Source organism: Sphingobium sp. WTD-1, assembly GCF_030128825.1.
In the GTDB taxonomy this organism is placed as follows: Bacteria; Pseudomonadota; Alphaproteobacteria; order Sphingomonadales; family Sphingomonadaceae; genus Sphingobium.
Genome location: NZ_CP119127.1, coordinates 1,730,310 through 1,756,124 on the forward strand (window position 1 = coordinate 1,730,310; position 25,815 = coordinate 1,756,124).

Annotated in this window: 26 protein-coding genes, 1 tRNA gene and 1 pseudogene; 20 read left to right on the forward strand and 8 right to left on the reverse strand. The window is 64.2% G+C overall.

Annotation, left to right across the window (positions count from 1 at the left end):
- Window positions 1-12 precede the first annotated feature (12 nt).
- The 4 genes from N6H05_RS08600 (at window position 13) to N6H05_RS08615 (ending at window position 2,109) form a co-directional block, all read left to right on the forward strand.
- Window positions 13-810: a hypothetical protein gene (locus N6H05_RS08600; protein ID WP_284113483.1), complete on the forward strand. Its 798-nt coding sequence runs from the start codon at window positions 13-15 to the stop codon at window positions 808-810.
- A 36-nt stretch (window positions 811-846) separates the two neighbouring features.
- The gene (locus N6H05_RS08605) at window positions 847-1,263 is read left to right on the forward strand and encodes a hypothetical protein (protein ID WP_284113484.1); all 417 of its coding nucleotides are present in this window, start codon (window positions 847-849) and stop codon (window positions 1,261-1,263) included.
- Window positions 1,260-1,823 carry a glycoside hydrolase family 108 protein gene (locus N6H05_RS08610; RefSeq protein WP_349666214.1) on the forward strand — a complete coding sequence of 188 codons (564 nt, stop codon included), beginning with the start codon at window positions 1,260-1,262 and terminating at the stop codon, window positions 1,821-1,823. The genes N6H05_RS08605 and N6H05_RS08610 overlap by 4 nt, the downstream gene beginning before the upstream one ends.
- 94 nt (window positions 1,824-1,917) lie before the next feature.
- Window positions 1,918-2,109, forward strand: coding sequence for a hypothetical protein (locus tag N6H05_RS08615; RefSeq protein WP_284113485.1), 192 nt, complete (start codon window positions 1,918-1,920; stop codon window positions 2,107-2,109).
- A gap of 378 nt (window positions 2,110-2,487) precedes the next feature.
- Here N6H05_RS08615 and N6H05_RS08620 read toward each other — a convergent pair.
- A tRNA-Met gene (locus tag N6H05_RS08620) sits at window positions 2,488-2,564 on the reverse strand.
- A 422-nt stretch (window positions 2,565-2,986) separates the two neighbouring features.
- Between N6H05_RS08620 and N6H05_RS08625 the strand changes: the two genes are divergently transcribed.
- A complete protein-coding gene (locus tag N6H05_RS08625) occupies window positions 2,987-3,133 on the forward strand; it encodes a hypothetical protein (RefSeq protein WP_284113486.1) in 147 nt (48 codons plus the stop codon).
- 155 nt (window positions 3,134-3,288) lie between these two features.
- Here N6H05_RS08625 and N6H05_RS08630 read toward each other — a convergent pair whose 3' ends face one another.
- From N6H05_RS08630 to N6H05_RS08655, 5 genes and pseudogenes are all read right to left on the reverse strand, one after another.
- Window positions 3,289-3,495 carry a DUF6961 family protein gene (locus N6H05_RS08630; protein ID WP_284113487.1) on the reverse strand — a complete coding sequence of 69 codons (207 nt, stop codon included), beginning with the start codon at window positions 3,493-3,495 and terminating at the stop codon, window positions 3,289-3,291.
- A 187-nt stretch (window positions 3,496-3,682) separates the two neighbouring features.
- Entirely contained in the window at window positions 3,683-4,678 is a 996-nt protein-coding gene (locus tag N6H05_RS08635; RefSeq protein WP_349666215.1) for a recombinase family protein, read from the reverse strand.
- Window positions 4,662-5,443: pseudogene (locus N6H05_RS08640) on the reverse strand (IS5 family transposase). Before N6H05_RS08640 ends, N6H05_RS08635 begins: the two are co-directional and overlap by 17 nt.
- A 59-nt stretch (window positions 5,444-5,502) precedes the next feature.
- Window positions 5,503-5,946, reverse strand: a complete 444-nt coding sequence (locus N6H05_RS08650; protein ID WP_284113488.1) for a serine integrase family protein — start codon at window positions 5,944-5,946, stop codon at window positions 5,503-5,505.
- Entirely contained in the window at window positions 5,921-6,448 is a 528-nt protein-coding gene (locus tag N6H05_RS08655) for a hypothetical protein (RefSeq protein ID WP_284113489.1), read from the reverse strand. Before N6H05_RS08655 ends, N6H05_RS08650 begins: the two co-directional genes overlap by 26 nt.
- Window positions 6,449-6,672: 224 nt before the next feature.
- Between N6H05_RS08655 and N6H05_RS08660 the strand changes: the two genes are divergently transcribed.
- The 6 genes from N6H05_RS08660 to N6H05_RS08685 all read left to right on the forward strand — a co-directional run bounded on the left by N6H05_RS08660 (window position 6,673) and on the right by N6H05_RS08685 (window position 11,558).
- Window positions 6,673-7,332: a hypothetical protein gene (locus tag N6H05_RS08660; RefSeq protein WP_284113490.1), complete on the forward strand. Its 660-nt coding sequence runs from the start codon at window positions 6,673-6,675 to the stop codon at window positions 7,330-7,332.
- On the forward strand, window positions 7,325-7,537 hold the full coding sequence (locus tag N6H05_RS08665) for a hypothetical protein (protein ID WP_284113491.1): 213 nt from the start codon (window positions 7,325-7,327) through the stop codon (window positions 7,535-7,537). The genes N6H05_RS08660 and N6H05_RS08665 overlap by 8 nt, the downstream gene beginning before the upstream one ends.
- Complete coding sequence (locus N6H05_RS08670) at window positions 7,537-8,964, forward strand: hypothetical protein (protein ID WP_284113492.1); 1,428 nt, start codon at window positions 7,537-7,539, stop codon at window positions 8,962-8,964. Before N6H05_RS08665 ends, N6H05_RS08670 begins: the two co-directional genes overlap by 1 nt.
- A 136-nt stretch (window positions 8,965-9,100) precedes the next feature.
- Window positions 9,101-10,066 carry a helix-turn-helix transcriptional regulator gene (locus tag N6H05_RS08675; RefSeq protein WP_284113493.1) on the forward strand — a complete coding sequence of 322 codons (966 nt, stop codon included), beginning with the start codon at window positions 9,101-9,103 and terminating at the stop codon, window positions 10,064-10,066.
- A gap of 62 nt (window positions 10,067-10,128) precedes the next feature.
- The gene (locus N6H05_RS08680; protein WP_284113494.1) at window positions 10,129-11,160 is read left to right on the forward strand and encodes an ATP-binding protein; all 1,032 of its coding nucleotides are present in this window, start codon (window positions 10,129-10,131) and stop codon (window positions 11,158-11,160) included.
- On the forward strand, window positions 11,157-11,558 hold the full coding sequence (locus N6H05_RS08685; RefSeq protein ID WP_502958963.1) for a carbohydrate porin: 402 nt from the start codon (window positions 11,157-11,159) through the stop codon (window positions 11,556-11,558). Before N6H05_RS08680 ends, N6H05_RS08685 begins: the two co-directional genes overlap by 4 nt.
- Before the next feature lie 26 nt (window positions 11,559-11,584).
- Here the strand turns inward: N6H05_RS08685 and N6H05_RS08690 are convergent, their stop codons facing one another.
- Entirely contained in the window at window positions 11,585-12,205 is a 621-nt protein-coding gene (locus N6H05_RS08690; RefSeq protein ID WP_284113495.1) for a TetR/AcrR family transcriptional regulator, read from the reverse strand.
- An 86-nt stretch (window positions 12,206-12,291) separates the two neighbouring features.
- Between N6H05_RS08690 and N6H05_RS08695 the strand changes: the two genes are divergently transcribed.
- The 9 genes from N6H05_RS08695 (at window position 12,292) to N6H05_RS08735 (ending at window position 24,899) form a co-directional block, all read left to right on the forward strand.
- A complete protein-coding gene (locus N6H05_RS08695; RefSeq protein WP_284113496.1) occupies window positions 12,292-13,617 on the forward strand; it encodes an NAD(P)/FAD-dependent oxidoreductase in 1,326 nt (441 codons plus the stop codon).
- Window positions 13,618-13,925: 308 nt separating this feature from the next.
- The gene (locus N6H05_RS08700) at window positions 13,926-15,560 is read left to right on the forward strand and encodes a TldD/PmbA family protein (protein WP_284113497.1); all 1,635 of its coding nucleotides are present in this window, start codon (window positions 13,926-13,928) and stop codon (window positions 15,558-15,560) included.
- A 19-nt stretch (window positions 15,561-15,579) separates the two neighbouring features.
- Complete coding sequence (locus N6H05_RS08705) at window positions 15,580-16,914, forward strand: TldD/PmbA family protein (RefSeq protein WP_284113498.1); 1,335 nt, start codon at window positions 15,580-15,582, stop codon at window positions 16,912-16,914.
- Window positions 16,915-17,087: 173 nt separating this feature from the next.
- Window positions 17,088-17,783 carry a DUF4159 domain-containing protein gene (locus N6H05_RS08710; RefSeq protein WP_349666216.1) on the forward strand — a complete coding sequence of 232 codons (696 nt, stop codon included), beginning with the start codon at window positions 17,088-17,090 and terminating at the stop codon, window positions 17,781-17,783.
- Window positions 17,784-17,942: 159 nt separating this feature from the next.
- The gene (locus tag N6H05_RS08715; RefSeq protein ID WP_284113500.1) at window positions 17,943-18,932 is read left to right on the forward strand and encodes an AAA family ATPase; all 990 of its coding nucleotides are present in this window, start codon (window positions 17,943-17,945) and stop codon (window positions 18,930-18,932) included.
- Between the two features lie 15 nt (window positions 18,933-18,947).
- Window positions 18,948-19,841 (forward strand): DUF58 domain-containing protein, encoded by an 894-nt coding sequence (locus N6H05_RS08720; RefSeq protein WP_284113501.1) that lies wholly within the window; start codon window positions 18,948-18,950, stop codon window positions 19,839-19,841.
- Window positions 19,838-21,001 carry a BatA domain-containing protein gene (locus N6H05_RS08725; protein WP_284113502.1) on the forward strand — a complete coding sequence of 388 codons (1,164 nt, stop codon included), beginning with the start codon at window positions 19,838-19,840 and terminating at the stop codon, window positions 20,999-21,001. Before N6H05_RS08720 ends, N6H05_RS08725 begins: the two co-directional genes overlap by 4 nt.
- Complete coding sequence (locus tag N6H05_RS08730) at window positions 20,998-23,097, forward strand: DUF4175 domain-containing protein (RefSeq protein ID WP_284113503.1); 2,100 nt, start codon at window positions 20,998-21,000, stop codon at window positions 23,095-23,097. Before N6H05_RS08725 ends, N6H05_RS08730 begins: the two co-directional genes overlap by 4 nt.
- A complete protein-coding gene (locus tag N6H05_RS08735) occupies window positions 23,094-24,899 on the forward strand; it encodes a carboxypeptidase regulatory-like domain-containing protein (protein WP_284113504.1) in 1,806 nt (601 codons plus the stop codon). Before N6H05_RS08730 ends, N6H05_RS08735 begins: the two co-directional genes overlap by 4 nt.
- Here N6H05_RS08735 and N6H05_RS08740 read toward each other — a convergent pair.
- Window positions 24,896-25,789 (reverse strand): LysR family transcriptional regulator, encoded by an 894-nt coding sequence (locus tag N6H05_RS08740; RefSeq protein WP_284113505.1) that lies wholly within the window; start codon window positions 25,787-25,789, stop codon window positions 24,896-24,898. The genes N6H05_RS08735 and N6H05_RS08740 overlap by 4 nt on opposite strands.
- Window positions 25,790-25,815: the final 26 nt, after the last annotated feature.

A 25,815-nucleotide genomic window follows, 5' to 3' on the forward strand; every position in this document is an offset into this window, starting at 1 on the left:
GGAGATCCGACAATGCCCACCGTCATCCGCACGCTCGACACCGTCAGCGCGGACAGCGTCGGCCTGCCCGACGAGCGTCCCGACGTGCGCGAGCGCCTGCTCTATCAGGCGCCCGAGCTGGTGCGCGCCTTCCGCGCAAACAGTGGCTTCGAGACGGCCGGCGCCGACATCGGCTGGCGGTGCCGCAAGACGGACGCGATCATGCGTCCGGGGTTCGGCGCCTATCTGCCGACCCGCACCAAGTCGCACGCGGCGTTCAATAACCGCGCCGCGCTGGTATATGGCACCGCCACTGGCCAGGAAGGTGCCATGGTCGGTCCCGGCTTCCTGCCGCTGAACGCCAGCTTCAGCTTCCTCCTCGTCGGCATGGTCGGCCCGGGTGAAAATGCGTATGAGCTTGGCTCGGGTGCCGACCCGAACGGCGCCACGCCCTTCTGGATCCGCCAGACTTCGGCGGGTGGACTTGCCGCGAAGCTGGGCACCGGGACCGTCAATGCGGCAACCGTTCGCCCGCCTTCAGCCGGTTCGACCATGATCATCGTCAGCTATGATGTGATCACCGGCGAGCTCAAGATCATGGCCCATCTTGAAACGGTCCCGACCGTCGTATCGGCCGGCGTGGTGCCGACCGATTCTGACATGCTGGTCGTTGGCGCAGCGGGCACGCCCGGAACAACATTCACCTCCGAAATCGACGGCGGCGCACTCGCTGAACTGCTGCAGTTCAACGTCCCCATCCTTTCTTCGGGGTACGGAAACATCCTGGCGGCCGCGCGCGGCATGGTGGCCAGCTATTACGCCATCGCGTGAGCGCGGACGATGCACACACAACAGGGAGCCGCGGCGATGACGCCATGGAGTGAGGCGTTGATCGCCAAATATGCTTGGATCTGGGTCGGCCTCACATTCGGCTTCGCCGCGAAATATGCGCTGCTCATCAAGAAGGGGGTGAAGATCAAGCCGGGCCTGGTGCTGGCGGACATCCTCATCATCCCGATGGTGGCGCTGATCTCCTACTGGATGATCAGCCGCGCCGGCGTCGATGGTGAAGGCGCCGCCCTCATCACGGCCGGCGCGACCGTCGGCGCCGATCGCGTCGTCAAGCTCTACACGGATCGGTTCGTCCGCCAGGTGGGCGACGTCATCACCGACGAAGCGACGCGCCGCAAGGCCGCCATCCGCGAGGAAGTGCAGGCCGAACTGAGCGCGGAACGAACCCTTCAAGACATCGCAATGGGCAAGCGGCCCTTGGGAGGTGAATGATGAACGTCGACCATCTCATTGATGAAGCGATCGGCCGCGAGGGCGACTATGTGAACAACCCGAAGGACAAGGGTGGCCCGACGCGCTGGGGGATCACTGAACAGGTAGCCCGTGCCTATGGCTATACCGGTGATATGCGGGTTCTGCCTCGGGAGACGGCTGTTGCGATCTACCGCAAGCGCTATCTCATCGAACCGGGCTTCGATAAGATCCTGGCCATGTCGGCGTCGATCGGCGAACTGCTGTTCGACACCGGCATCAACATGGGTCAGGCCATTGCCGGTCAATTCCTGCAGCGCGCGCTGAACCTCTTCAACCGGGGCGCCTCGCTCTATCCCGATCTGAAGGTCGACGGGGCATGCGGCCCGATGACGCGGCAGGCACTGGCCAGCTATCAGCAGCGCCGGGGCGCGACCGGCGAAGGCCTTCAGGTGCTGCTCTGGACGATCCATAGCTTCCGCACCGGCCGCTATGAAGAGATCAGTCTGGCGCGGCCGGCGAACGAGGAATTCAGCTATGGCTGGGTTGCGCGCCAAGTGCGCATGGGGATCGCTGCATGACCGCGCTCGACATCATGACCGTCTTCTGGATCACCATCTCGGTGGCAGGCTTCGGCGCCTGCATCCTAGCGAACTATCTGACGAAGGCGCGCTAATGGGCCTGGGCAAGATCACGCGCGGGCTCGGCAAGGTGGGGCTGGCGATCGAGGCGCTGGGTTATATTGTGACGGCAGCGAAGGCGCTCGGCGCTGCGATCCGGCGCTCGAAGTCAGACAAGGTTATGGACGAGGGTGGCACAGGCGAGAATGGCAAAGACGCTCCAGACGAGCCAATCCACGGGAGCTAAAGGATCCGCGTCCCAATCACGCCATTCGCTAAACATGTGCCCCTCCCCGAAGTGCCCCTGACGCGCGCCGCTATGACGATGGACCGCGCCAGGAGCTTGCTGCAGATACCATGTCACAATTTGAAGATGAAGGGTGACCCCAGCGCGTCCGCAATTCGGGGGGAATCTGGGGGCTGCGCTGGGATCTCCAACGGAGTATCACACGAGCAGAACGAGGCAACCCTCCATCAGGCCGGTGACCCCACCCGCAGCCAGGCGGGCCATTCACGCTAGACCTGCGGGTGAGGCGTCCAATGATCCGGGCAGTCCACCGAATCTCTGGACGGCATCCGGTAGCCCGTGATGGGCTATCCAGCAAGTCGAGTGGCGGTCAATGGGTGGTTGCAGGGGCTGGATTTGAACCAGCGACCTTCAGGTTATGAGCCTGACGAGCTACCGGACTGCTCCACCCTGCAAAGGCCTTGTACCCTATCGCCGACGGGAAGGGAATGCCCCGCCTCCCGCGCTGGTCTTGGCGGTGCGGGCTTGGACATTATCGATCGGGGAAAGGTGAAGCCGTCAGCAAAAATCAATCTCGGCGCAGTTGCATGAATGCACCTATGATCAGACTAAAGAACACCACATAAATTGCAAGGTCCAGGACAATTTCGAACATCTGGCGGACGAGCCTCCTATTCTATGCCAGAAAGGTGGCGATCCTGACCGGCCAACCGATTGCAAATACCGGTCAGAATCCGCGCGTGGCATATTAGTCTCTCATCCAAGGCGCAAGTCCCGCCGACTTTCGGGAAGATCATGCCGTAGTCATCGTCGATTGCTGGCGGACGGATGCATGATACCATCAGGCATGAGAATCGACCCCGACATGGACCGCGATATGGCCGACGTCGCCAACCTTCGTCCTGAAGAAATTGAGACGGAACAGCGTATTGAAGCTTCGATGCGATGGAACGAAATTTGGTTTCTGCTCGTCGGGTTTAGCGTGCTCTTCGGCTTGGTGACTTTGCTGCTTATGATAGCCTGACAAAATTCGGGCCAGATCACCGATCGCGCGGCAAGGGCCCTACGCCATGATGGCGTAGGGCAGTGACGCCGCTCCAGAGCACACGGTTAAGGCGGCAGGCGATCTGGATATCCGCGGCGCATGACGGCGGCAAGACATGCCTTCGCGGACCTCCATCATTGCTTACTAAGCGGCCGCCCGGTCCTGTAATCCATCAACTGGTCGATGCGCTCGGCTATCTCCCGCCATGCCCACGCTGAAGCATCGTCGCCAGCCGCCTCCGCCTCAGCGATCTGCGCAGCAGCATACTTCGGTGCCTTGGCACCACGCCGCTTTATGACCTCCTGCGCTGAGGCCCATAGGGTCCAGTCGTTCAGTTCCATCTTGGTTCGCCAATTCGGGCGAACCATACCACTATCGGCGAGGGCAGGGGAGGGTGATCCGCCATAGCTGGGATCGCGCCGGGATCACAGAACTGCAGTTGTTCCGCAGTTGTTCACGGGAAACCGCGCATTTTCAGCGCAGTTTCCCGTCAAAACAGTGCCTGAAATCGCATTCGTAATGCGAGGGTCACGTGTTCGAGTCACGTAAGCGGCACCATTCCCGGTCAAAGTTGGGCACTGCGCCCACTTTGACGGGAAGGCCGGTTGAAACGCCGGCTTCCAACGTCGCAGTGCGGCCAGAGATCAGGATTTTCTGATCTGATACACTCACCGCATCGACGAACATTTTCAGATAGGCCGAGCGCAGCGACGCATCGTCGGCTCTCAGTTTCTCCGACAGCAATTTGCCAAACCGGTCGATCGCGCTTGCGTCGATCCGCCTCTTTCCTTGAGCGAGTTGCCGCTCGAGAACATTTATCCGGCCAGTCGCCGCCGCCAGGTTTGCGCGGTTCTCGGCCATGCGCACGGCAAAATGCGGATCTCGTGGGCTCATCAGGCCATCCTCGATCAGGATGAGCAATTTGCGGATGGCCGTGTCGAGCCGCGTCTTGTCAGCTAGCGCTTTGGACAATTCAGCCTCCTTTCTGTGCCGATTCTTCTCAGAAAGGTCGAGAAGGCCTGCCAGCAGCGAGCGAAGACGATCGGGAGCAAGCAACTGCCTCTCGATGGCGTTGACGACGACTTCGTCGAGTTGCTCTTTCCGTATCGCAGGGCAGACGCAACCGCCTCCATTGTTCACCCGCTGATTGCAGGCGTAATAGGCGTATTGACCACTCTTGCCGGTGCGAATCGTCATTCCGCTGTTGCAACCGGGCATCCCGCATCGGGCGAGTCCCACCAGCAGCGTTGTCCCGGCGGCAACGTGGGGCGCCATCCTTCTTGGATTTCTCGAGGCGCGAAGCGCAGCAACCCTGTCAAACTGCTCCCGATCGATGATGGTCGGACACGGAACGGCTATCGCGTCTTCGAGTGAAGGCACAACGCCTTCGTCGTCGGCGGTGCGATCGTAATATACGCCGGTATATATCTTGCGAGCCAAGATACCTGATAGATTGCCGTTCGAGAACTTGGACCCGCGCAGCGTTATTCCTTGGCCGTTCAAGTTTTTAGGCGGTGTTGACAAAAGCTTTCAGCCATAGTCGCGCGGCAGCGAGGTTGATGAAGCTCTCGAACGACAGGACGGTCTTGTCGTAGCGGGTGGCGATGCGGCGCTGCTGCTTGAGTTTGGCGAACATGCGCTCGACACGATTGCGATCCTTGTAGCGCCGGTAGTCGGGATGGGCCGGCACCTTGCGGTTGGAGCGCGGCGGGATGACGGGCAGGATGCCTCGCATGAGCAGGTTCTCCCGGAACCTGTCGCCATCATAGCCTTTGTCGGCGAGCAGCGCCCTGGGCTTGGGCAGCGGCAGGTTCATCAGATCGTCGGCCGCCGTATAGTCCGATGCCTCGCCGCCGGTAAGGATGAAGCCGACAGGGAGGCCCTGATTGTCACAGCGGGCGTGGATCTTGCTCGTAAAGCCGCCGCGTGATCGACCAAAAGCCTGCGCACAAGCCCCCCTTTTCCGCCCGCTGCCGAGACGTGGCCGCGAACCGTGGTGCTGTCGATCATGTGCTGCCAGTCGTCGGTGAGGCCCAGATCGACCAACGTTTGCAGCATGGCGTCCCAGACGCCTTGCTCCGCCCAGCGCCGGAACCGGACATAGACCGAGTTCCACTTGCCATAGCGCTCGTGCATGTCGCGCCACGGGCAACCGACCCGCAGCACATGCAGCATGCCATTGAGAAAGCGCCGGTTATCGCCGGCCGGTCGGGCATGCCTCCCACGCTCGGACGGGAGTAGCGGCCCGATCAACTCCCACTCCGCGTCCGACAAATCCCCTCGATCCATGACCGCTCCCCAAAGAGCAGCCTTGAATCAGAACACGCACCGATTGGGAATCCCTTTTGTCAACGCCGCCTAACGATCCAGCGACCACCTCGTCCGGCATCCGCCCAGTCGAATATCTTCTGAACGATGGGCGCCTCCGCTGGTGCGATCTCCAGCTTCATCCGGTTCTTTTCCTTGTCCCGCCGGGCGACATAGGATCGGTATCCGAATGGGACCGGACCACCATTGAAAAAGCCCTGACGTGCGTTCTCTCGGCGACTTTTTCGTGTGAGAACGGCGCCGTCGTAGGATTGCTGCTCTGCGATCATCGCCGTAATTGTGCGCCCGAGCAGGGCGCTGCGCCCTTTCCCGAAATCCTCAGTAACGGAAATTGCCTCAACGCCGGCGTCTTCCAGGTCCCCGAAGGTATTGAAGAATAGTCGCATGTTGCGAGCCATGCGGTTGAACATGTAGAACAGAACGGCATCCACCGGCCGGTCAGCTCCGGTTGCCAGCCGAAGCATCTTTCGAAACTCGGGCCGCGAGTTCGTTTCGATCCTGTGCAATGGTCGACCACCAGCCGAGCTCGCCGCCTTCCAGTGCATCTTCGCGCACGATGTAGAGCGCTGCACGTTCCGCTTCTCCCGCACGCCAGCGGCGGCCGGCGGTCGAGGCAAAGCCGCGCGCCACGAAGCCGAAATGAAAGGAATAGCGCCGATCCGGACCGCGAGCATCGGTTGAACCCCAGACCCCGGCCAGCAGTTTCTCCGCGGTGCGATTGTACAATGATCGCGGCGATTTTCTCCGGCGCGGCCGATCTGATTCCTGCACCCGAATACGCACGCGGCGCTTCAAGGCCGCCTCGGCGTCACGGTCACTCAATCGCTTCCTGCGGCGGCGCGCATTCTCGCCCGAGCGCTCCTCGGCCCGCTTGCGGGTCGTGAGATTGCGTGCACTTCGGGCACTCGCAATCGCTTCCGAAACTTCGGGAGCCCCTGCCTTCACCTGCGCGAAATCCACCTGCATTTCCGACCTGCATCAGCTTCATGAGGGGGTGGCCGGTACGGGGTGCTTTTCGCCTGCGGCAGAAAAACACTTTATCGCGCACCACCCCCTCTTCCTTCTATCTTCTCACACGGTGCCGGTGATCGGGTGTGCAACCTGCCCGGTCGGATTGCAGTGACCGGCATCTGCATTTTACCGGGGGTAGGTTGCAGAACCACGCCCATGCGCAATCTACCGCATGGGGCATGGACAAAGCCTTCTCCGCTTCGACTGAACTTCATGCTCTGGCCAGCGCCCTTGGTGAAACGGAGGTGCGGGTGGCCACTGCGGTTACTGTCTGCGCAGCGACGGTCTCCGAACTGAAGCGGCTGCATCATGCAGCCGGCAAGCGCCGCGGTGGTCCGGCTTCGGCAGATGCCCGCAAGTACGTCCTCGGCTCGACGCTCGTTCTTGCCGGCGTCGGTGACCTTGATGACACCGCACTGGTCGGACTGTTCGCCCATCCTGAACATATGCAGCGATGGATGAGGCAGGCGCTGAACGCGGGAGCCGGTCCGCAGCTCGGTGATCTGATCCGCTGGATGTTCGAGGAACCAAGACGCCTTGAATGGTGCCGGCAATGGGGGCGCATCCTGCAATGGCGCAATCGCCAGGCACTCTACGTCGCCGAGGTCCAGAGCTTCAGAGAATCCGGCCGCACCGGCCCGAAAGAACCATGGCGCCGCAAGCCAGTGACCATCGGGCAGGAGGCATTGATTGCCGCCCTTGTCGAACTTCTCGGCGAACCTGCGCCGCGCCTCAGCACCCGCGGCGAGGCTTTCGACTGGATCTCCGCCCGAGGCGGCAACCCGATTTACTGGCGGGAGCCAATGCTTCCGCCCAACCTGGAGGAAGACCATGAATGAGCATGAAACAATCGATGAGGCTGTTGCTGCCTACGGGCGGCTCAAAGGTCAATTCGATGCGGCAATGAGCCGCTGCGAAGCTGAGCTGGCAGCCGGGCGCACTGGTTATGAAGCCTATCGTCAGGCCTCTACCCTTGCAAAACCGCTTGCTGATCTGGCAGAGAATATCCGCGTTCGCATCGTCCAGGCATTGGAGGATCTGTGATGCAGACCCATGCTTATAAGAAGCGTGGCGCCCACGCCGCATTCATCCCCGCGAACGGCAAGTGCGGATACGCAGATTTCCTTCGTGCCAATGCCGGCAAGGCAACAACAGAAGCCTTGTTGCTCGGTCTTTTCGCCAGCGACGGCCACCCCGGCATGCTTGTCCGGGACATGCATGCGGTGCGCTACACGGGCGGAATTGCAGAGGGCGATTTCGGTTCGCGGATCTTCAATCCGCCAAACGGCGACATCACGGGCCTTGCGCCGGCCATGCTTGATGCGAAGGAGGTGTTGCCGCCGGACAGCGCCATCCCGGCGTCGCGCACGGCACTGAGGCAGTTCCTCGATCGGTTGATGCTGGCAAACGGCCGAGAGCCCGAAAACGAGATCCTGATCGATGGGTGGCGCGGTGGGCAACCGGCGGGTCGGGCAATGGACGGACATATCCTGCGCCTGTGGAAGCTCCGCGAAACCGACGAGGCGCTATACAAGGCGCTGGTTGGCGGCCGTTTCTCACCGGTGCTGCGCAAGCTCCGGGCAGTCCGGCAATCTGATCCCGTGCTGTTCAGCGCGTTGCGTGACCTTCTCCTGGTCCAGTCGTTGATCTGGTGCGCACACGATGCTCAGATGGTTATCGCCCGCATCTATCAGACGGTGCGATTCGGGCCGCTGGCGTCAAACGGGAAGTCGCCGGAATCCGCGATGAACGCACTCAAGCGCACTCGCACTGCGCTCGAGATCGCTCTGGACACATTCTTCGTCGGCGATTGGCGAACGGGCAATATAGCTCGTCCCGGATCGAGTGGCATGGATCTGGCCTGCCACCGTAACGCCGAGGTCAGGGCTGTAGCCAAGCGGGTTCGCCATTTGCTGGGCAAGAACGCTGAATCCGCCATGCCGCTCGGGCGGGTCACCGATCTGATGAACCAGGTCGCGCAGACCTTGCGCGGCAGCGACACCATGTTCAAGCGCACGGCTGCTCCACCGACCGGCAACATCATGGCCAAGCATTTCGCGGCCGAATGGTACTCGGTGCCTTCTCCTCTCACCGCCATGGCAGTGGTCGCATACCGTCTTGTGCAGGCCGAGGTGCAATTGCCCGGCAGGATCGATGCCATGATCGCGAGGACCGACCCGGTTTCCTGCCAGAACCTTCCGCTGCCGTCGTGCGACGAGGCATCGATGCCGCGATCGACTGGGGCGCGTGTGAATGCCCTGATGGATTTCTATCGATCGAGACTGCTCGGGGAAGATACCTTGCAGGCAGAAGGCATTCGGTCATGGAAAGCCACTGACGCTGCCAAGGCGTTCCTGAGCCAGCGCGGGCAGCGGATGCTTGGCGACGATCATGGTGTGGCAACTGATCCGCGGCGCTCCTTCTATCTGTTAGATGTGATCCCGGAGCACCGTTTCGCGGCAGGAGGGTGATCGGCCAAGTTTTGCATGGATTTTCACTTTAATTAACAGAAAATATTACTTTTATTTAGGATCTATGCGGTTAGCTTGCTCCGACAGTTCCGGTCATAGCGGGGGCACGGTGTCGGACGGGGGCCAAGTAACAAGAATGGGCAAGCTGCGCCGTGCGTTGACGCTCGTGCACCTGCTATCAGAATCAGCTGAAGGGCTGACCTTGGACGAGATAGCGTCAGCTCTCCGGATCAATCGTCGAACGGCGGAGCGTTTGCGGGATACTCTTCGTGAGGAATTCGACATTGAGGAACGCCTCGACGATCGTTCGAAACGTTTTTTCATTCGGGACAGGTTGGGGCGGGCCTATACTCGGCCGAGTGCGGAAGAAGTAGCTGCGCTAGAAATCGAAGTTTCTGCCCGACGATCGCAAGGCGCGAGCCACTTCCAACATCTTGAACGACTTTTGGCCAGAGTGAAATCAGGGCTCGATGATCGAGAGAAGCTTCGGCTCGCGCCCGATCTTGAGGTTTTGGTCCAGAGACAACGAAGCTTCGTCCCGGCGGGGCCGATGCATATTACCCGCCCAGAAGCGATTGGCGCGGTACAGGGCGCGATCCTCGCAGGGAGCGCCGTCGAGTTCGATTATTCTTCGGATGGCCAAAGTGAGCCGAAATGGCGCCGTGTCGTACCATATGCCTTGTTGTACGGTCCGACCACATATCTGGTAGGAAAAATCGTGACCAGCAACCGAGATCCGGTCTTGTTCAGGCTTGATAGGATGCTTGATGTTCGGATTGCCAATCATCCCGGTATTCCAGATCCTGGCTGGAACCTCGATGAATGGCTTTCCAGCAGCTTCGGTATCTGGCGCGAGGGGCACAGTGATATCGTCCTTCGGGTAAGTGCCGGAGCTACGGAGCGAGCACGACAATGGCGCTTTCATCCGCAACAGACGTTCGAGTTCGATGGTGAGGAACTGATTGTTCGGTTCCGAGCAGGTGGCCTCCGTGAAATCGCAGATCATATCTTCACCTGGGGAGGTGAAGTTCGGATCGAAGCTCCCGATGAACTGAAGGTCGTCATGCGTGAGAGGCTTGCAATGGCGGCAGCGACTTTATGAAAGTACGTCCGAAAATGTCGTGTCCCGACATTAGTGACAGGTCTGGCAGCGAGTCGTCTGTCATGAAGCGGCCGCGCAGCTTGAAAGAGTGGGATAACTGCACAGAAATGCTGGACAACATGGACATCAGTCGACCTGCTCGGATGGCGGATGCAACTCCTCATGCCGCATCATTGATTCAGAGCCTTCGTGATATCGGCTATTCGTGCGAGACAGCGTTGGCCGACATTCTGGACAACTCTATCACCGCTGGAGCCCGCCATATCGAGATCCTGTCTGATCTGACTTGTGCAGATCCGGCCATCGGCATTCTTGATGATGGGCGTGGCATGACTGCGGCCGAGCTTGTCGAAGCAATGCGTCCCGGATCACGCAATCCACTCGACGATCGCGACGCTGGTGACTTGGGCCGTTTTGGGCTTGGATTGAAAAGTGCCAGTTTCTCTCAGTGCAAGAAGCTTACCGTGCTGACCCGCAAGGACGGTTTCGGCATTGGAGCAACGTGGGACTTGGATGAGGTCGCGAAGTCCAATCGTTGGGAGATCGAACTGCATGACGACTTCGGAAAAATCCCGTGGTCTGATCGTCTTGGTAGCAACGGAACGCTCGTAATCTGGAGAAGCCTTGACCGGCTGGGTGGCGGAAGTCAGCCGGAAGAAACAAAGCGGGTGCAGCATATCACGCGTACGCTTGCGGAAGCCGAACGCCACCTGCGCCTCGTTTTTCATCGCTTCATGGGTGACGGCACCTCTGCTGTAGAGTTGCGCCTCAACGGCCGGAAGCTCTTTGCCATCGATCCATTCGGGACGCGACACGCGGGGCATCAGGCGGACCGTATCGATCGCCTCGAACTTGCCAATGGCCAAGTCGAGTTTCAATGCTTCACGCTCCCCCATCACAAGTCGGTGTCGAAGCAGGATTGGGACGACCTGGGTGGTCCGGAGGGCCATCTGCGAACGCAGGGCTTTTATGTGTACCGCGGCCGACGCCTCATCATCGCGGGGAGCTGGTTAGGCTTGGCTCGACAAACGGAACTGACAAAGCTCTGTCGCATACGAGTCGATATGGCGTCTATGCGCTGGCCGACCAGATGATCCTGCGCGACGGGACGGGCAATCGCGGCCTCTCCATCTTCGCCCAGTTCACCGCCAATCCGGAGGCATCGGCCCAGATCACCCACTGGTATGCCGCCGGGCTGGTCAAGACCGGCACCTTTGCCGGCCGCGACGCCGACAGCATCTCGATCGGCATCGTCCATGCACAGGTCAATCCGCGCCTGCGCCGCGCAGCCGCCGATGCGCAGGCTATTCCCGGCGGCTATGCCGCGCTGCCTGTGGGCGAGACCGCGATCGAGATGAGCTATGGCATCCAGCTGCGGCGCTGGCTCAGCATCCGGCCGGACGTCCAATATATTCTCGATCCCGGCGCCTTTTCCTATCGCCGCACCAATGATGCGCTGGCGTTGGGCGGCCAGGTCAAGATGCAGTTCTGATCCTGTCCATGGTCTCGGCTCAGCCTTCAGGCGTCTGCCCGGCAGTAGCGCAGCACATTGTCGATCACCTGCGCGCGGCGCCGCTCGGCCGCCACTTCGCTGGTCATGTCGACGCCGAAGATCGCGTGGAAACTGTGGCGGTTGGACACGAAGTAGAAGGCGAGGGCGCTGATCGTCATGTGCAGGTCGACCGCATCCAGCCCGGCGCGGAAGCTGCCATCGGCAATGCCGCGATCGATCAGTGCCTGGGTCTTGGGCAGGACGATCTCATTATGCCCTTCCGAAATCTCGCCAACATGCGGACCACCCCGGATATTCTCGTCCATCACGAGCCGCACCAGTTCGGGATGGTTGAAATGATAGTCGAAGGTGAGGGCGGTCAGCCGCTCCAGCGCAGCGAGCGGCGGCAGGCCGCCCAGTTCGGCCTCCAGTTCGGCCGATCTGATGCCGCGATAGGCCTCGGTCAGGACCGCGCGATAGAGCCCGTCCTTGCTGCCGAAATGATAATAGATCATCCGCTTGGACGTCGCGGTCGCCGCCGCGATCTCGTCCACCCGCGCGCCGGCATAGCCTTTTTCCGCGAAATGCTGGGTAGCGATCGCGACGATGTCGCGCCGGTTGCGTTCGGTGAAATTCTGCTTGTCCACGCCTCGCTTTGCGACGCCGGGCGGCCTATTGCAATGCACAACCGGCGCGCCGGATCGCGATCCGCCGGTCTGCCGATCGAGGAGGAATGCGCTTGATCCCCGACAAGAAGACCCAGATCGTCATCGTCGGCGGCGGTGCTGCCGGCCTCGAACTCGCGCGCAAGCTCGGCGCCCGCTACGGCCGCAAGCGGCATGACATCATCCTGATCGATCGCAACCGCACCCATATCTGGAAGCCGCTGCTGCACGAGGTCGCGACCGGGTCGCTCGACGCCAGCCTGGACGAGGTCGGCTATCGCAGCCACTGCCATCGCTGGGGCTATCGCTATCTCTACGGCACCTTGCAGGGCATCGATCGGGTCGCGCGGCGCGTCCATATTGCGCCGGTGTTCGATCCCAAGGGGCGCGAGGTGGTGAGTGCCCATTCGGTGCGCTACGACTATCTGGTGCTGGCCTATGGATCGGTCACCAATGATTTCGGGACGCCGGGCGTCGCCGACAATTGCCTGTTCCTCGACAGTCGCACCCAGGCCGACAGTTTCAGGGACCAGTTGCTCGACCATTGCCTGCGCGTGTCGGGGGCCATGTCGGCCGATCCCGCGTCGGATGCGCGGGTGCGGATCGCGATCGTCGGCGGCGGCGCCACCGGGGTCGAACTGGCGGCCGAACTCTATAATGCTGCCGATGCGCTGGGCTATTATGGGCTGGAAGTGTTCGATCGCCAGCGGCTCGACGTCACCCTGCTGGAGGCCGGGCCGCGCATCCTGCCGGCCTTGCCCGACCGGCTGGCCGACGCCGCGCGGGAGGAACTGGAGGTGCTGGGCGTCAAGGTCCGCGCCGGCGTCGCCGTCACCGCCTCCACGCCGCAGGGAATGGAGACGAAGGATGGCGGCTTCGTCCCCGCCGATCTTCAGGTCTGGGCCGCCGGGGTCAAGGCGGCGGCGATCCGCGATGGCCTGGATGGGCTGGAACTGTCCCGCGCCGGGCAGGTGATCGTGCGCCCGACGCTACAGAGCCTGGCCGATGACCGCGTCTTCGCGATGGGCGATTGCGCCTCCTACACGCCGCAGGGCGCTGATCGGCCGATCCCGCCGCGCGCGCAGGCCGCGCATCAGATGGCCGACACGGTGTTCGCCAATCTTGGCCGGCTGATGGCCGATCGCCCGCTCAGGAGCTTCGTCTACAAGGATCATGGCTCGCTGGTGTCGCTCAGCCGCTATTCGACGGTCGGATCGCTGATGGGCAAGCTGGTCGGCGGGCGCATGGCGGTGGAAGGGCGGCTCGCCCGCTTCGTCTATATGTCGCTCTATCGCATGCATCTGCTCGCCGTTCACGGCAAGATACGCGGCCCGGCGTTGATCCTGGTCAGCCATATCAACCGCTTCGTGCGCCCGCGCCTCAAGCTGCATTGATCACAATCCTTTCTGGGCATGGCCGGCGGGGCGTCGACGGAGATTCTCCGCTAACTGACCGATAAGAATGCGGAATTTCTGCGGCACAATCCTGCTTCGATCGGGATGCGCCTGACGACATGTCGTTCGTCGGCCTGTGTTGCCGGTTGGTCGAAAGCCCGCATGCCACGCCCTGTCGTCCGGAAAAGCCGTTTGACCTCACCTGTCCGGCTCGCAATGATCCGCGCCATTCACGCGGGGGGTGCCAAGGGGGTGGCCTTCGCGACAAGACAGACCCGCGATCTGCGGGCATTCCAGTGGAGGCTATCTTGCATAGACGCGACTTCCTGGCCTTTGGCACTTTGGGTGTCGGCGGGCTCGTCCTGCCGTCCTTTTTCGGCAAGGTCATTGCAGCAGAGGATCTGAACAGCGCGCTCGACGTCGGCTTCAAGAAGGGGCTGGCCGACGCCGCGATGAACGCGGCCAAGAGCGCCGGCGCCAGCTATTGCGACGTGCGCGTCGGCCGCTACCTGCGCCAGTTCGTCATCACCCGCGAAAAGAATGTCGAGAATATCGTCAACACCGAATCCACCGGTGTCGGTATCCGCGTGCTGGCCAATGGCGCCTGGGGTTTCGCCGCCACCAATGAGCTGAGCAAGGAAGCGGTCGCCAAGGCCGCGCAGCAGGCCGTCGCCATTGCCAAGGCCAATGCGCCGCAGCAGAGCGCCCCGGTCCAGCTCGCCCCGGTCAAGGGCGCGGGCGAGGTCAGCTGGAAGACGCCGATCGTCAAGAACAGCATGGCTGTGCCGATCAAGGACAAGGTTGACCTGCTGATGGGCGTGAACGCCGCCGCCATGGACGCGGGCGCCGACTTCATCAATTCGATCCTGTTCCTGGTCAATGAGCAGAAATATTTCGCCAGCACCGATGGCAGCTATATCGACCAGGATGTCCACCGCATCTGGGCGCCGATGACGGTCACCGCGGTCGACAAGACCAGCGGCAAGTTCCGCACGCGCGAGGGCCTGTCCTCGCCGATGGGCCTGGGCTTCGAATATCTCGACGGCGCCGCCAGCGGCAAGACCGTGCTGCCCAATGGCGTCACCGTCTATGGCAACAGCTATGACATGAAGGAGGACGCGATCGCCTCCGCCAAGCAGGCGCGCGCCAAGCTCAAGGCGCCGTCGGTCAAGCCGGGCAAATATGACCTGGTGCTCGATCCGTCGCACACCTGGCTCACCATCCACGAATCCGTCGGTCATCCGCTCGAACTGGACCGCGTGCTGGGCTATGAAGCCAATTATGCCGGCACCAGCTTTGCCACGATGGACAAGCTGCAGGCCCATTTCCAATATGGCAGCGACAAGGTGAACATCGTCGCCGACAAGGTCCAGCCCGGCAGCCTGGGCGCCGTCGCCTATGACGACGAGGGCGTGAAGACCAAGAAGTGGGATCTGATCCGCGACGGCAAGCTGGTCGGCTATCAGGCGATCCGTGACCAGGCCCATATCGAGGGCAAGAAGGAATCGGATGGCTGCGCCTATGCCGACAGCTGGTCCAATGTGCAGTTCCAGCGCATGGCCAATGTCAGCCTGGAACCGGGCAAGACCAAGCAGAGCGTTGCCGACATGATTTCCGGTGTCGAGGACGGCATCTACATCATCGGCGACGGCAGCTTCTCGATCGATCAGCAGCGCTATAACGCCCAGTTTGGCGGCCAGCTCTTCTACGAGATCAAGAACGGCAAGATCACCCAGCAGATCGAGGATGTCGCCTACCAGATCCGCACCCCGGAATTCTGGAATGCCTGCGTCGGCGTCTGCGACCAGAGCGACTATCGCCTGGGTGGCTCTTTCTTCGACGGCAAGGGCCAGCCGGCCCAGGTCTCCGCCGTGTCGCACGGGTCTTCGACCGCGCGCTTCAACGGTATCAACGTCATCAACACCGCGCGTTCGCTCGGCTGACGCTTAGGGAGATAATAAGATGAGCATCCTTACCGAAGCGCAGGCCAAGGCCATCCTGACCAAGGTCGTCGCCCTGTCGAAGGCCGACGAATGCACCGCGCAACTGACCGGCAAGATCCAGGGCAATATTCGCTTTGCCCGCAACGACGTGTCGACCGCGGGGCTGACCGACGATATCGAGCTGGCGGTCCAGGTCGCCTATGGCAAGAAGGTCGGCACCGCCACCATCAACCAGTTCGATGACGCCTCGCTGGAACGCGTGGTGCGCCGGGCCGAAACGCTGGCCAATCTGGCCCCGGACAATCCGGAATTTATGCCGGCGGTGGACAGGCAAGCCTACAAGGCCAGCCCTACCTTCGCCCAGTCGACCGCCGACATCACGCCGGAATATCGCGCCCAGGTGGCGTCGACTTCGATCAGCGCCTGCAAGTCGCAGAAGCTGATCGCCGCCGGCTATCTGGAGGATAATCAGAGCTTCGTCGCGATCGCCAACTCCAAGGGCAATTTCGGCTATCAGCGTTCGACCATGCTGGATTATACCTGCACCGTCCGGACCGAGGATGGCCGGGGTTCCGGCTGGGTCGGCACCGACACGCAGGACGCCACCCGCTTCAAGGCGGACAGCGACATCCAGATCGCGATGCGCAAGGCATCGGCCTCGTCCGAGGCCAAGGCGCTGGAGCCGGGCAAATATACCGTCATCCTGGAACCGATGGCGGCCGCAGGCCTGATCGGTTTCATGTTCTACTTCTTCGGCGCGCGCGAGGCGGACGAGGGCCGCAGCTTCCTGTCGAAGAAGGGCGGCGGCAACAAGCTCGGCGAACAGGTGTTCGGGCCGCAGGTCAATTTCTACACCGACCCGTGGGATCCGGTCGCGCCCTGCCTGCCCTGGGATGATGACGGCCTCGCGCGCCAGCGCGTCGACATGGTCAAGGACGGCAAGGTCACGAACCTCAACTACAGCCGCTACTGGGCAAGTAAGCAGGGCAAGCCTGCGATCGGCCAGATGGGCAATATCCTGATGACCGGCGGCACCAAGACCACCGCCGACCTGGTCCGCTCGACCGAGCGCGGCGTGCTGGTCACTCGCACCTGGTATATCCGCATGGTCGACCCGCAGACCGTGCTGCTGACCGGCCTGACCCGCGACGGCACCTTCTATGTCGAGAACGGCCAGATCAAATATCCGATCAAGAATTTCCGGTTCAACGAGAGCCCGGTGATCATGCTCAACAATGTCGAAGAGCTGGGTCGCCCGGTCCGCGTGCCGCCGGACGAAGTGTCGATGAACATCGTCGTGCCGCCGATGAAGCTGCGCGACTTCACCTTCACCTCGCTCTCGGACGCGGTGTAAGGCAGGAAGCAACCCATAATCCTCCCCTGTGAAGGGGAGGTGGCTGGCCGAAGGCCAGACGGAGGGGTGTCACCCTATCGATGGCAGGACACCCCTCCACCATTTGCTGCGCAAATGGTCCCCCTCTCCCCGATGGGGGAGGATTATGCAGATTGGGCGTTCGATTAGCTTTGATGACACGCGGCGAGTTTCTTCGGTTGATGGCGGGCGGTCTGGCTGGCGCAATGCTGGCCCGTCCCCTTGCCGCCGCGGGAGGCTATGATTTCTGGTTCACGCGGCTGCGCTATGACTCGGGCGACTGGGATGTCGACCAGCGCATGCCGTCCAACCTCATCACCTCGCTGATCGACTATACGACGCTGCGGGTCGACCCGAAGGAGCATGTCATCGCCCTTTCGGACCCGAAGATGCTGACCGCGCCCTTCTGCTATATGGCGGGGCACAAGCTGGTCGAATTTTCAGAAGCCGAGCGGCGTAATTTCGAGCGCTATGTCCGCAATGGCGGCTTCGTCCTGGTGGACGATTGCAACCATGACATAGACGGCCTGTTCGCCCGATCCTTCGAGGCGCAGATGGCCAAGATTTTCGGCCCCAAGGCGTTGAAGATGCTGCCCAAGACCCATCCGGTCTATCGCAGCTTCTTCACGTTCGACGGGCCGCCCAATACCGCGCTGGAACTGAACGGCTGGGGCGACGATCTGGTCCACGACTATCTCAAGGGGATAGAGGTGAGCGGGCGCCTGGGCGTTCTCTACAGCAACAAGGATTATGGCTGCGAGTGGGACTATGACTGGCGCAACAAGCGCTTCCTGGCCGAGGATAATACCAAGTTCGCGGTCAATATCGTGATGTACGCGCTGTCGTCGTGACGCCTTCGCTCTACTTTTCCGTCATCCCCGCGGAGGCGGGTTTGGAGGAGGCACGTGACTCCTCCAAACATCTCCCAAGCCATCCCCAGCCGCAAGGTTTGGAGATGGATTCCCGCCTTCGCGGGAATGACATTGTTATTCGAGGATAGCAGACCGACCATGACCGATATCAGCGAAGCGGAAATCCAACAGAAACTGGCGCGCCTAGGCGAATTGCGCGCGGCGATCGGCCAGGCGATCGTGGGGCAGGAGGCGGTGGTTGAACAATTGCTGATCGGCCTGCTCGCCGGCGGCCATTGTCTGCTGGAAGGGGTGCCGGGCCTCGGCAAGACCTTGCTGGTCCGTTCGCTCGGCGAAGCACTCAAGCTCGACTTCCGCCGGGTACAGTTCACCCCCGACCTGATGCCCAGCGACATTCTCGGCACCGAATTGCTGGAGGAGGATCATGGCACCGGCCATCGCAGCTTCCGCTTCCAGAAGGGGCCGATCTTCACCAACCTGCTGCTGGCCGATGAACTCAACCGGACCCCGCCCAAGACGCAGGCAGCGCTGCTGGAGGCGATGCAGGAGAGGACCGTCAGCTATGGCGGCACCACCTATCAGTTGCCATCGCCCTTTTTCGTGCTGGCGACGCAGAACCCGCTGGAACAGGCCGGCACCTATCCGCTGCCCGAAGCGCAGCTGGACCGCTTTCTCCTCCATATCCGCGTCGATTATCCGACCGAGCAGGAGGAGCATGATATTCTCGCCCAGACCACCGGCGCCAAGCCGGGCGCGGTGCCGGCGGTGATGCAGGGCGAGGAGGTGCTGGCGCTGCAGAAGCTGGTGCGCGACGTGCATTTTGGCGAGGATCTGCTGCGCTGGGTGACGCGGATCGTGCGCGCCAGCCGTCCGGGCGAGGGTGCGCCGGACGATATCCGCAAATATGTGAAATGGGGCGCCGGCCCGCGCGCCGGCCAGTCGCTGATCCTGGCGGCCAAGGCACGCGCCTTGCTCCAGGGCCGTCTGGCGGCGACGCGCGAGGATATCGTTGCGCTGGCCGGGCCGGTGATGCGCCACCGCCTGCTGCTGTCCTTCGCCGCCGAAGCCGAAGGGAAGAGCGCCGATGATGTCGTCGCCGCGCTCGTCCGCGCTGTGCCGCTCGGCTGATCCGGACACAACGTCATGGCCGATTTCATCCCCCCAGACGTGCGGAGCCGGCTCAAAAGCCTGCGCCTGCTCACGCGCCGGGCGGTGGGATCGCATGGGCTGGGCTTGCATCACAGCCACAGCCGGGGCGCTGGCCTGGAGTTCGCGCAATATCGCGCCTATGAGCCGGGCGACGAACTGCGCCAGATCGACTGGAAGCTCTATGCCAGGTCGGACAAATTCTTCGTCCGCGAGGCCGAGCGGGAAAGCCCGGTCGCAGTCTGGATCCTGATGGATGCCAGCGCCTCGATGGCGCAGACCGATGCGATCCGGCCCGATTATAGCCGGCTCGACGCGGCCAAGGGGATCGCCGCCAGCATCGCCGAACTGGCGATGCAGCAGGGCGATCGCTTCGGCTGGATGGCGCTGTCCGACACCGGGCTGCGGTTGCTCCCGCCCGCCACCGGCCTGCGCCAGCGCGACCGGCTTTTGCTCGACATGCTGCCGCTCCGGGCCGAAGGGGGCTTTGCCGCCGAAGCGCAATTGGCACCGGTCTGGGAACGGATCGGCGCGCATGATCTGGTGATTTTGCTCAGCGACTGTTTCGAACCCGACGCGATCGATCTGGTCGAGAAGCTGTCGGCGGCCGGGCGCGAGGTTCTGGTGATCGAGATGTTGACCGTGGGCGAGCGGGATTTCCCGTTCGACGGCGGCTATCGATTTCGTGACCCAGAGACGGGTGAGGAACTGCTGGGTGACGGCGCCGCGCTGCGCGCCGAATTTCTGCGCCGCTTCGGGCAGGCGCGCGCGGAGTTGCATGCGCGGCTCGATGCGGTCGGCATCCGCCGCGCGACCCATGTGCTGGACGAGCCGATCGACCTGCCGCTGCGCCGCCTGTTCGGCGCCCATGACGCGGCCGAATATTCATGACGCCCGCCTTGCTGCTCCCCGCCGCGCTGACCGGCCTGCTGGCGCTGCTGATCCCGCTCGCGATCCATATCGCCCGGCGCAGCGAGCAATTGCCGACCGATTTCGCCGCGCTGCGCTGGCTGCGGCAGAAACCCAAGCCGCGGTCCCGCCTGCGTTTCGACGAATGGCTGCTGCTCGCCCTGCGCCTCGCCCTGTTGGCGCTGGTCGTGCTGTGGATCGCCCATCCGGTGCTGTTCGGCGCGGCGAGCAAGCAGCCCTATCTCGCGCTGACGCCCGGCATCGATCCGGCGGCGGTGGATGACAAGGTGCTGGCCGATGGCAGGGCACATTGGCTGGCGCTCGGCTATCCCCGCGTCGAAGCGGGCAAGCCGCTCGCGACCGACGCCATCCCGCTCGGCAGCCTGGTGCGTCAGCTGGACGCGGACCTGCCGCAGGGCGCGCCGCTCACTATCATCGTGCCGCAGATGCTCCAGGGCGCCGATGCGGAGCGGCCGCGCCTTTCGCGCGAGGTCGACTGGCGCATCGTCCCCGGCGCGATGCTGGCGGGCAAGCCGGTGCCGGTGAAGCTACCGTCGATCGCCATCCGCGCCGATGCGGGCCATGCCGCCGGACTGCGCTACCTCTTTGCCGCCGCGCTTGCCTGGCAGCCGGCGGGCAAGCCGGCCGACGTCGACAGCGGCCCGCTCAACGCGCCACTGCCGCTCTCGGACAAGATCTTGTTCTGGATGAGCGGAGGCAGCTTGCCCGAAGCGCTGCGACGCTGGATCGCGCAGGGCGGGCAGGCGATCGTCGCCTCCGATGCGCTGCTGCCCCAGGGCGCGACGCCCGCGCCCTTGTGGCAGGATGATCTTGCCCGGCCGTTGGTGGAGGCGGTGCCGATTGGCAAGGGCCGGCTGCTCCGTTTCAGCCGCCCGTTGCAGCCCGCGCAGATGCCGCAATTGCTGGAGGCCGATTTCCCCGCCCGCCTGCGCGCGCTGATCCAGCCGCCCAGCATGGCGCCGCAGCGTGCCGATGCCGCCGCCTATGCGCCACTCACCGGCGGACGCGGCTATTCGCAACCGCCGGCCGACTTGCGCCCCTGGGTGGCGCTGCTGATCGCGGCGCTGCTGCTGGTCGAACGCTGGTTCGCCACCAGCCGCAAACGGGCGATCGCGCCATGAGCGCCGACGCCCTACTCTCGACCTGGCTAACGCCCAGCCGTCGGCGCGTGCGCCTCGACACGTTGCTGCTCGGCCTGCCGATCCTTCTGCTGGCAAGTGCGCTGGTCTGGCGCTTGGCCGGACTGGTGCCCGCCGCAATCCTGCTGCTGCTCGGCGCTGGCCTGCTTGGCGCCCTCAGCATCCGCCGCGCCCAGCGCTTCGATCAGGCTTGGCTGGTCCGCCGCCTCGATGCCAGCCGCGCCGATCTGGAGGATAGCAGCGCGCTGCTCTTCGCCGATCCGCAGGCGCTGGGGCCGTTGCAGCGGCTGCAATGCGCCCGGCTCGACCAGCGGCTCGGGCAGGGCATGCCGGAGGAATTGGCGCCGGACTGGTCGCGCCGCGCGATCCCTATCCTCTGGATCATTGCCTTGCTCGGCATCGCCACCCTGCTGCTCTGGCCTCGTAGCAGCGATAAACCGGTCGTTCTGGCCCCTGCTGCCGAAGGCATCGCCGCAAAGCCTGGCATCCCACGCCTTGTCGCCCAAAATCTGCGTATCATCCCGCCCGCTTATACCGGCCTGCCGCTGCGCGACGAGGCCAAGCTCGACGCCCGCGCGCCGCTCGGATCGCGCCTCGAATGGACCTTCCGCTTCGACCCGCAGGCAAATGCGCCGGCGCTGCTGCCGCTGGGCGGGGCGGGCGTGGCGCTGCGCCGCGATGGCGATCACTGGATCGCCAGCCGCACGCTCGACGCCTCTTTCCTCTATCGCGTCGACCCGGCGTCGGGACGCGGTCCGCTGCCACCGCTGCACCGGATCGACGGCGTCGCCGATGCGCCGCCGCAGGTGAAGCTGATTGCGCCCGCCGCCAGCCTCAACATGGTGACGCCCGGACAGCGCAGCTGGACTCCGGTCTTCGCTGCGACCGACGATTATGGCATCGCTGCCACCGCCCGGCTGCGCATCACTTTGGCGATCGGCGGGGGCGAGAATATCCGCTTCACCGAGCGCGAGATCGCGGTGTCCGGCACCGGCCCGGCGCGCGACCGGCGCTTTGCCCCGCGCCTCGATTTCGGTGCGCTTGGCTTTTCGGCCGGCGGCGACATGGTGGTGCAGATCATCGTGCGCGACAATCGCGCGCCGTCGCCGCAGGAAGTGCGCGGCCCCAGCGTCATCCTGCGCTGGCCCGCGGCCAAGGCACCCGAAAGCGGCGGCCTGCAGGGTATGGTCAACACCACTTTGCCGGCCTATTTCCGCAGCCAGCGCCAGATCATCATCGATGCCGAGGCGCTGCTGAAGCGCAAACGCAGCCTGTCGGCCGACAAATATCTGTCGCAATCCAACGGTATCGGCAACGACCAGAAAATCCTGCGCGGCCGCTACAGCCAGTTCCTGGGCGGCGAGAGCGAAGGCGAACCCAGCCTGCCGACCGCCGATGCGGATGGCCATGGCGAGGGCGACGGCCATGATCACGGCCCGCCGGTCGCGACACCCAATGTCTTTGGCGAGAAGGAGGATGTGCTCGCCGAATTCGGCCATCCGCACGATGAATCGCCCGCCTCCAGCCTGGACCCGGAAACCCGCGCGATCCTGAAACAGGCGGTGGATGAGATGTGGCAGTCGGAAATGCAGTTGAAGCAGGGCCGACCGGACTTGGCCTTGCCCTTCGCCTACAAGGCGCTGCGCTTCATCAAGGACGTGCAGCAGGCGACCCGCATCTTCCTGTCGCGCGTCGGCCCGGAACTGCCGCCGATCGACCCCGCCCGCCGCATGACCGGCAAGCGCGAGGGGATAGCCGGCCATTTCGAGCCGCTGGTTGCGGTCGAGGGTGATGATGGCCCGGCCGCCGCCGCCTGGCGCGGGCTGGCGCAGGGATCGGTGGCGCTCGATGCGCTGGAGGGCTGGGCGCGGGCCAACGCCACGCGCCTGCCCGATCCGCTGGCATTGAGCGGCGCGATCGACGCCGCGCGGCGCGATCCGGCCTGCGCCGCCTGTCGCGACAAGCTGCGCGCGCAATTGTGGATGGCGATGGAGCGGCCGCAGGGCGGCGTGGCGCGGCGGCGCCCGGCCGACGCTGCCGGCGCCGGCTATCTCGGCGCGATCGGGCGACGGCCATGAATGCGCAAGCCATCACCACGCTGCTCCTCGGCGTCGCCGTGCTGGTCGGCTGGGCTAGGCTGCTGCTGTGGCAGCGTTCGGCCGCCGATCTGGGCGCGCGCGTATGGCGCTTCGCTGCCCTAATGATGCTCCAGCCGGTTGTCGCGCTGCTCCTCTATTTCGGCCTGTTCCCGCCCGCGCTACCGTTGGCAGGCGGCGCCCTGACCGTCGCGACCCAGGGCAGTTCGCGCTTCGCTGCGGCCGGCAAGGGCGCGCATCTGGTCGCCCTGCCCGAAGCGCCGGACATAGCGGGCGCGCAGGCGATGCCGGATCTGGCGACCGCATTGCGCCGCTATCCCGACACGCGCCGCCTCGTCATCCTGGGGCAGGGGCTCGTCGCCCGCGACCGCGAAGTCGCACGGGGGCTGGCGATCGATTACACGCCGCCACCGGCCCGTCCTGGCCTGATCGCCCTGGCCAAGCCCGAACGGATCGCGCCGGGCGCAACCTTCGCCGTCGGCGGGCAGGTGGCCGGCCTGCGCAAGGCACAGGTCGAACTGCTCGATCCCGCCGGGCGCGTCACCGACGCCGCCCCTGTGGATGGTGATGGGCGTTTCAGCCTGACCGGCACCGCGCGCGCCGCCGGCACCGCCGAATTCACCTTGCGCCTGCGCCGCGCCGATGGCGGGCTGGTCGAGCAGGCGGTCGTGCCGCTGCTGGTCGAGGGTGATGCCGCGCCGCGCCTGCTGATCCTGGCCGGGGCGCCGGGGCCGGAGGTCAAATATCTGCGCCGCTGGGCGACCGACGCCGGCTATGCCGTCACCGTCAACATGAGCGCGGGCGGCGGGGTTGCGCTGGGCGACGCACCGGTGGCGATCAACGCCGCCAGCCTGCGCCGCTATGACCTGCTGGTCGCCGACGATCGCGCCTGGTCCGGCCTGGGTGGCGGACGCGGCGCGGTGCTGGAGGCAGTACGGGGCGGCATGGGCCTGTTGCTGCGCGGCAGCGGCCCGGCCGACGGCGCGCTGCGCGGCCAGTGGCGCGCGCTCGGTTTCGATCTGTCCGGCGGCAATGGCGTCGCGCCGATCGCCCTGCCGGAGCCGCTGGCCGCCGATCGCGCCCGCACCCGTACCGGCATCGGCAGCGCCGATATCCCCGCTGACCTCAATATCGGCGATGACCTTCTGCCCGAAGCGATCCGCATGGATGGCATTCCGGCCGGCGGCGACGTGGTACCGCTGGTGCAGGATGCTGCCGGCACGCCGCTCGCCGCCTGGCGCGCGCTCGGCGCGGGCCGGGTCGCAGTCTGGACCGGCCTCGACAGCTTCGGCCTGGTGCTGAGCGGCCGGGGCGATCTTTATGGCGACTGGTGGGGGCGGATGATGACCGCCGTCGTGCGCCCGGCACCGGGGTCTGTTCCCGCCTTCACCGACCCGGCCTGGGTGGGCGAGCGGATCAGCCTGTGCGGCCTGAAGCCGGGCGCCCGTATCGATGGCGCGCCCTTGGCGATCGATCCCGCGACCGGCGATTGCGCTGCCTGGTGGCCCGATCGGGCGGGCTGGCATCAGTTGCGCCGGACGGATGGCTCGGCGGCGACTGTCTATATCTATCCCGCCAACGCCTTGCCGGCCCTGCGTACCGCGCAGATGCGTCAGGCCATGACCCTGCTGCAAGGCGCCGATCAGAAGACGGATTCCGTTGCTGCCGCGCGCGCCGTTCCCGGCCCGTCCTGGCCCTGGCTCATCGGCTGGCTGATCGCCAGCGCCCTGCTCTGGGGGTTCGAGCGGTCCCGGATCGGCCGCACGGCGATCCCGCCGTCCTAACCCACGCCCAGCATCATCGGCCGCAACCGCTCGCTGGTCGCCACCAGCCAGCCGACAAACTGGTCGATCCGGGCAATGCCGCGCAGGTCGCGGGGCACCACCAGCCAGAAGCTGCGCTGGATATCGACCGCTTCGGGCAGCACGCGGACCAGCCCCGCCATGGCGTCGCCGATGAAGCAGGGCAATATGCCGCATCCCGCGCCGCTGGCGATGATTTCCGCCTGGGCATTGATGCTGCTCGACCGGATCGCCGGTTCCAGCCGGGCATCGACTTCCGCCAGATAGCGCAGTTCGGGCGCGTAGATCTGGTCGGGAACATAGCCGACCAGCACATGACGCAGCAGGTCGCCCTTGGCCTTCAACGGCGGCGCGCTCTCCAGATAGGCGGGCGTTGCATAGAGGCCGAGATGATAGTCGGTCAGCTTGCGGGTGATCAGCGGGCCGGTCTTGGGCCGGGCCAGCATCACCGCAATATCCGCCTCGCGCCGGGAGGGGTTGAGGAAGCCGCTCGACGCCACCAGGTCGATCTCGATCCGGGGATGGTCGGCGGTGAAGCTGCGCAGATGCGGTGCGATCACCCGGCTGCCAAAGCCTTCCGACGCGCTCAGGCGGATCGTCCCGGCCATTTGTGCGCCGGCCGCGCTGCCGCTCCGCTGCACCCCCAGCGCCGCCGCCTCCATCCGCTCGGCCTGTTCCAGCAGACGGGTGCCATGGTCGGTCAGCACATGGCCGGCCGGCGTATGCTCGAACAATCGTTGCTCCAGCGCCTGCTCCAGCCGCTTGATCCGCCGCGAGATGGTGGTGGGGTCCATCTTCGTCATCGCCGCCGCCGCGCTCAGCCGCTCGGTACGTGCCACCGCTAGGAACAGGCGCAGATCGTCCCAATTCATGGGTGCGGCATTTTTGCAGGATGAAT

Excerpts from the sequence above, each read along its gene's own strand:
- N6H05_RS08695 (WP_284113496.1), top strand. The coding sequence starts at position 12,292 with ATGCGCTTGATCCCCGACAAGAAGACCCAGATCGTCATCGTCGGCGGC.
- N6H05_RS08615 (WP_284113485.1), top strand. The coding sequence starts at position 1,918 with ATGGGCCTGGGCAAGATCACGCGCGGGCTCGGCAAGGTGGGGCTGGCG.
- N6H05_RS08720 (WP_284113501.1), top strand. The coding sequence starts at position 18,948 with ATGGCCGATTTCATCCCCCCAGACGTGCGGAGCCGGCTCAAAAGCCTG.
- N6H05_RS08685 (WP_502958963.1), top strand. The coding sequence starts at position 11,157 with ATGATCCTGCGCGACGGGACGGGCAATCGCGGCCTCTCCATCTTCGCC.
- N6H05_RS08730 (WP_284113503.1), top strand. The coding sequence starts at position 20,998 with ATGAGCGCCGACGCCCTACTCTCGACCTGGCTAACGCCCAGCCGTCGG.
- N6H05_RS08680 (WP_284113494.1), top strand. The coding sequence starts at position 10,129 with ATGAAGCGGCCGCGCAGCTTGAAAGAGTGGGATAACTGCACAGAAATG.
- N6H05_RS08740 (WP_284113505.1), bottom strand. The coding sequence starts at position 25,789 with ATGAATTGGGACGATCTGCGCCTGTTCCTAGCGGTGGCACGTACCGAG.
- N6H05_RS08650 (WP_284113488.1), bottom strand. The coding sequence starts at position 5,946 with ATGCTTCGGCTGGCAACCGGAGCTGACCGGCCGGTGGATGCCGTTCTG.
- N6H05_RS08705 (WP_284113498.1), top strand. The coding sequence starts at position 15,580 with ATGAGCATCCTTACCGAAGCGCAGGCCAAGGCCATCCTGACCAAGGTC.
- N6H05_RS08600 (WP_284113483.1), top strand. The coding sequence starts at position 13 with ATGCCCACCGTCATCCGCACGCTCGACACCGTCAGCGCGGACAGCGTC.
- N6H05_RS08660 (WP_284113490.1), top strand. The coding sequence starts at position 6,673 with ATGGACAAAGCCTTCTCCGCTTCGACTGAACTTCATGCTCTGGCCAGC.
- N6H05_RS08625 (WP_284113486.1), top strand. The coding sequence starts at position 2,987 with ATGGCCGACGTCGCCAACCTTCGTCCTGAAGAAATTGAGACGGAACAG.
- N6H05_RS08605 (WP_284113484.1), top strand. The coding sequence starts at position 847 with ATGACGCCATGGAGTGAGGCGTTGATCGCCAAATATGCTTGGATCTGG.
- N6H05_RS08610 (WP_349666214.1), top strand. The coding sequence starts at position 1,260 with ATGATGAACGTCGACCATCTCATTGATGAAGCGATCGGCCGCGAGGGC.
- N6H05_RS08725 (WP_284113502.1), top strand. The coding sequence starts at position 19,838 with ATGACGCCCGCCTTGCTGCTCCCCGCCGCGCTGACCGGCCTGCTGGCG.
- N6H05_RS08715 (WP_284113500.1), top strand. The coding sequence starts at position 17,943 with ATGACCGATATCAGCGAAGCGGAAATCCAACAGAAACTGGCGCGCCTA.
- N6H05_RS08670 (WP_284113492.1), top strand. The coding sequence starts at position 7,537 with ATGCAGACCCATGCTTATAAGAAGCGTGGCGCCCACGCCGCATTCATC.
- N6H05_RS08655 (WP_284113489.1), bottom strand. The coding sequence starts at position 6,448 with ATGCAGGTGGATTTCGCGCAGGTGAAGGCAGGGGCTCCCGAAGTTTCG.
- N6H05_RS08675 (WP_284113493.1), top strand. The coding sequence starts at position 9,101 with ATGGGCAAGCTGCGCCGTGCGTTGACGCTCGTGCACCTGCTATCAGAA.
- N6H05_RS08630 (WP_284113487.1), bottom strand. The coding sequence starts at position 3,495 with ATGGAACTGAACGACTGGACCCTATGGGCCTCAGCGCAGGAGGTCATA.
- N6H05_RS08665 (WP_284113491.1), top strand. The coding sequence starts at position 7,325 with ATGAATGAGCATGAAACAATCGATGAGGCTGTTGCTGCCTACGGGCGG.
- N6H05_RS08710 (WP_349666216.1), top strand. The coding sequence starts at position 17,088 with ATGACACGCGGCGAGTTTCTTCGGTTGATGGCGGGCGGTCTGGCTGGC.
- N6H05_RS08735 (WP_284113504.1), top strand. The coding sequence starts at position 23,094 with ATGAATGCGCAAGCCATCACCACGCTGCTCCTCGGCGTCGCCGTGCTG.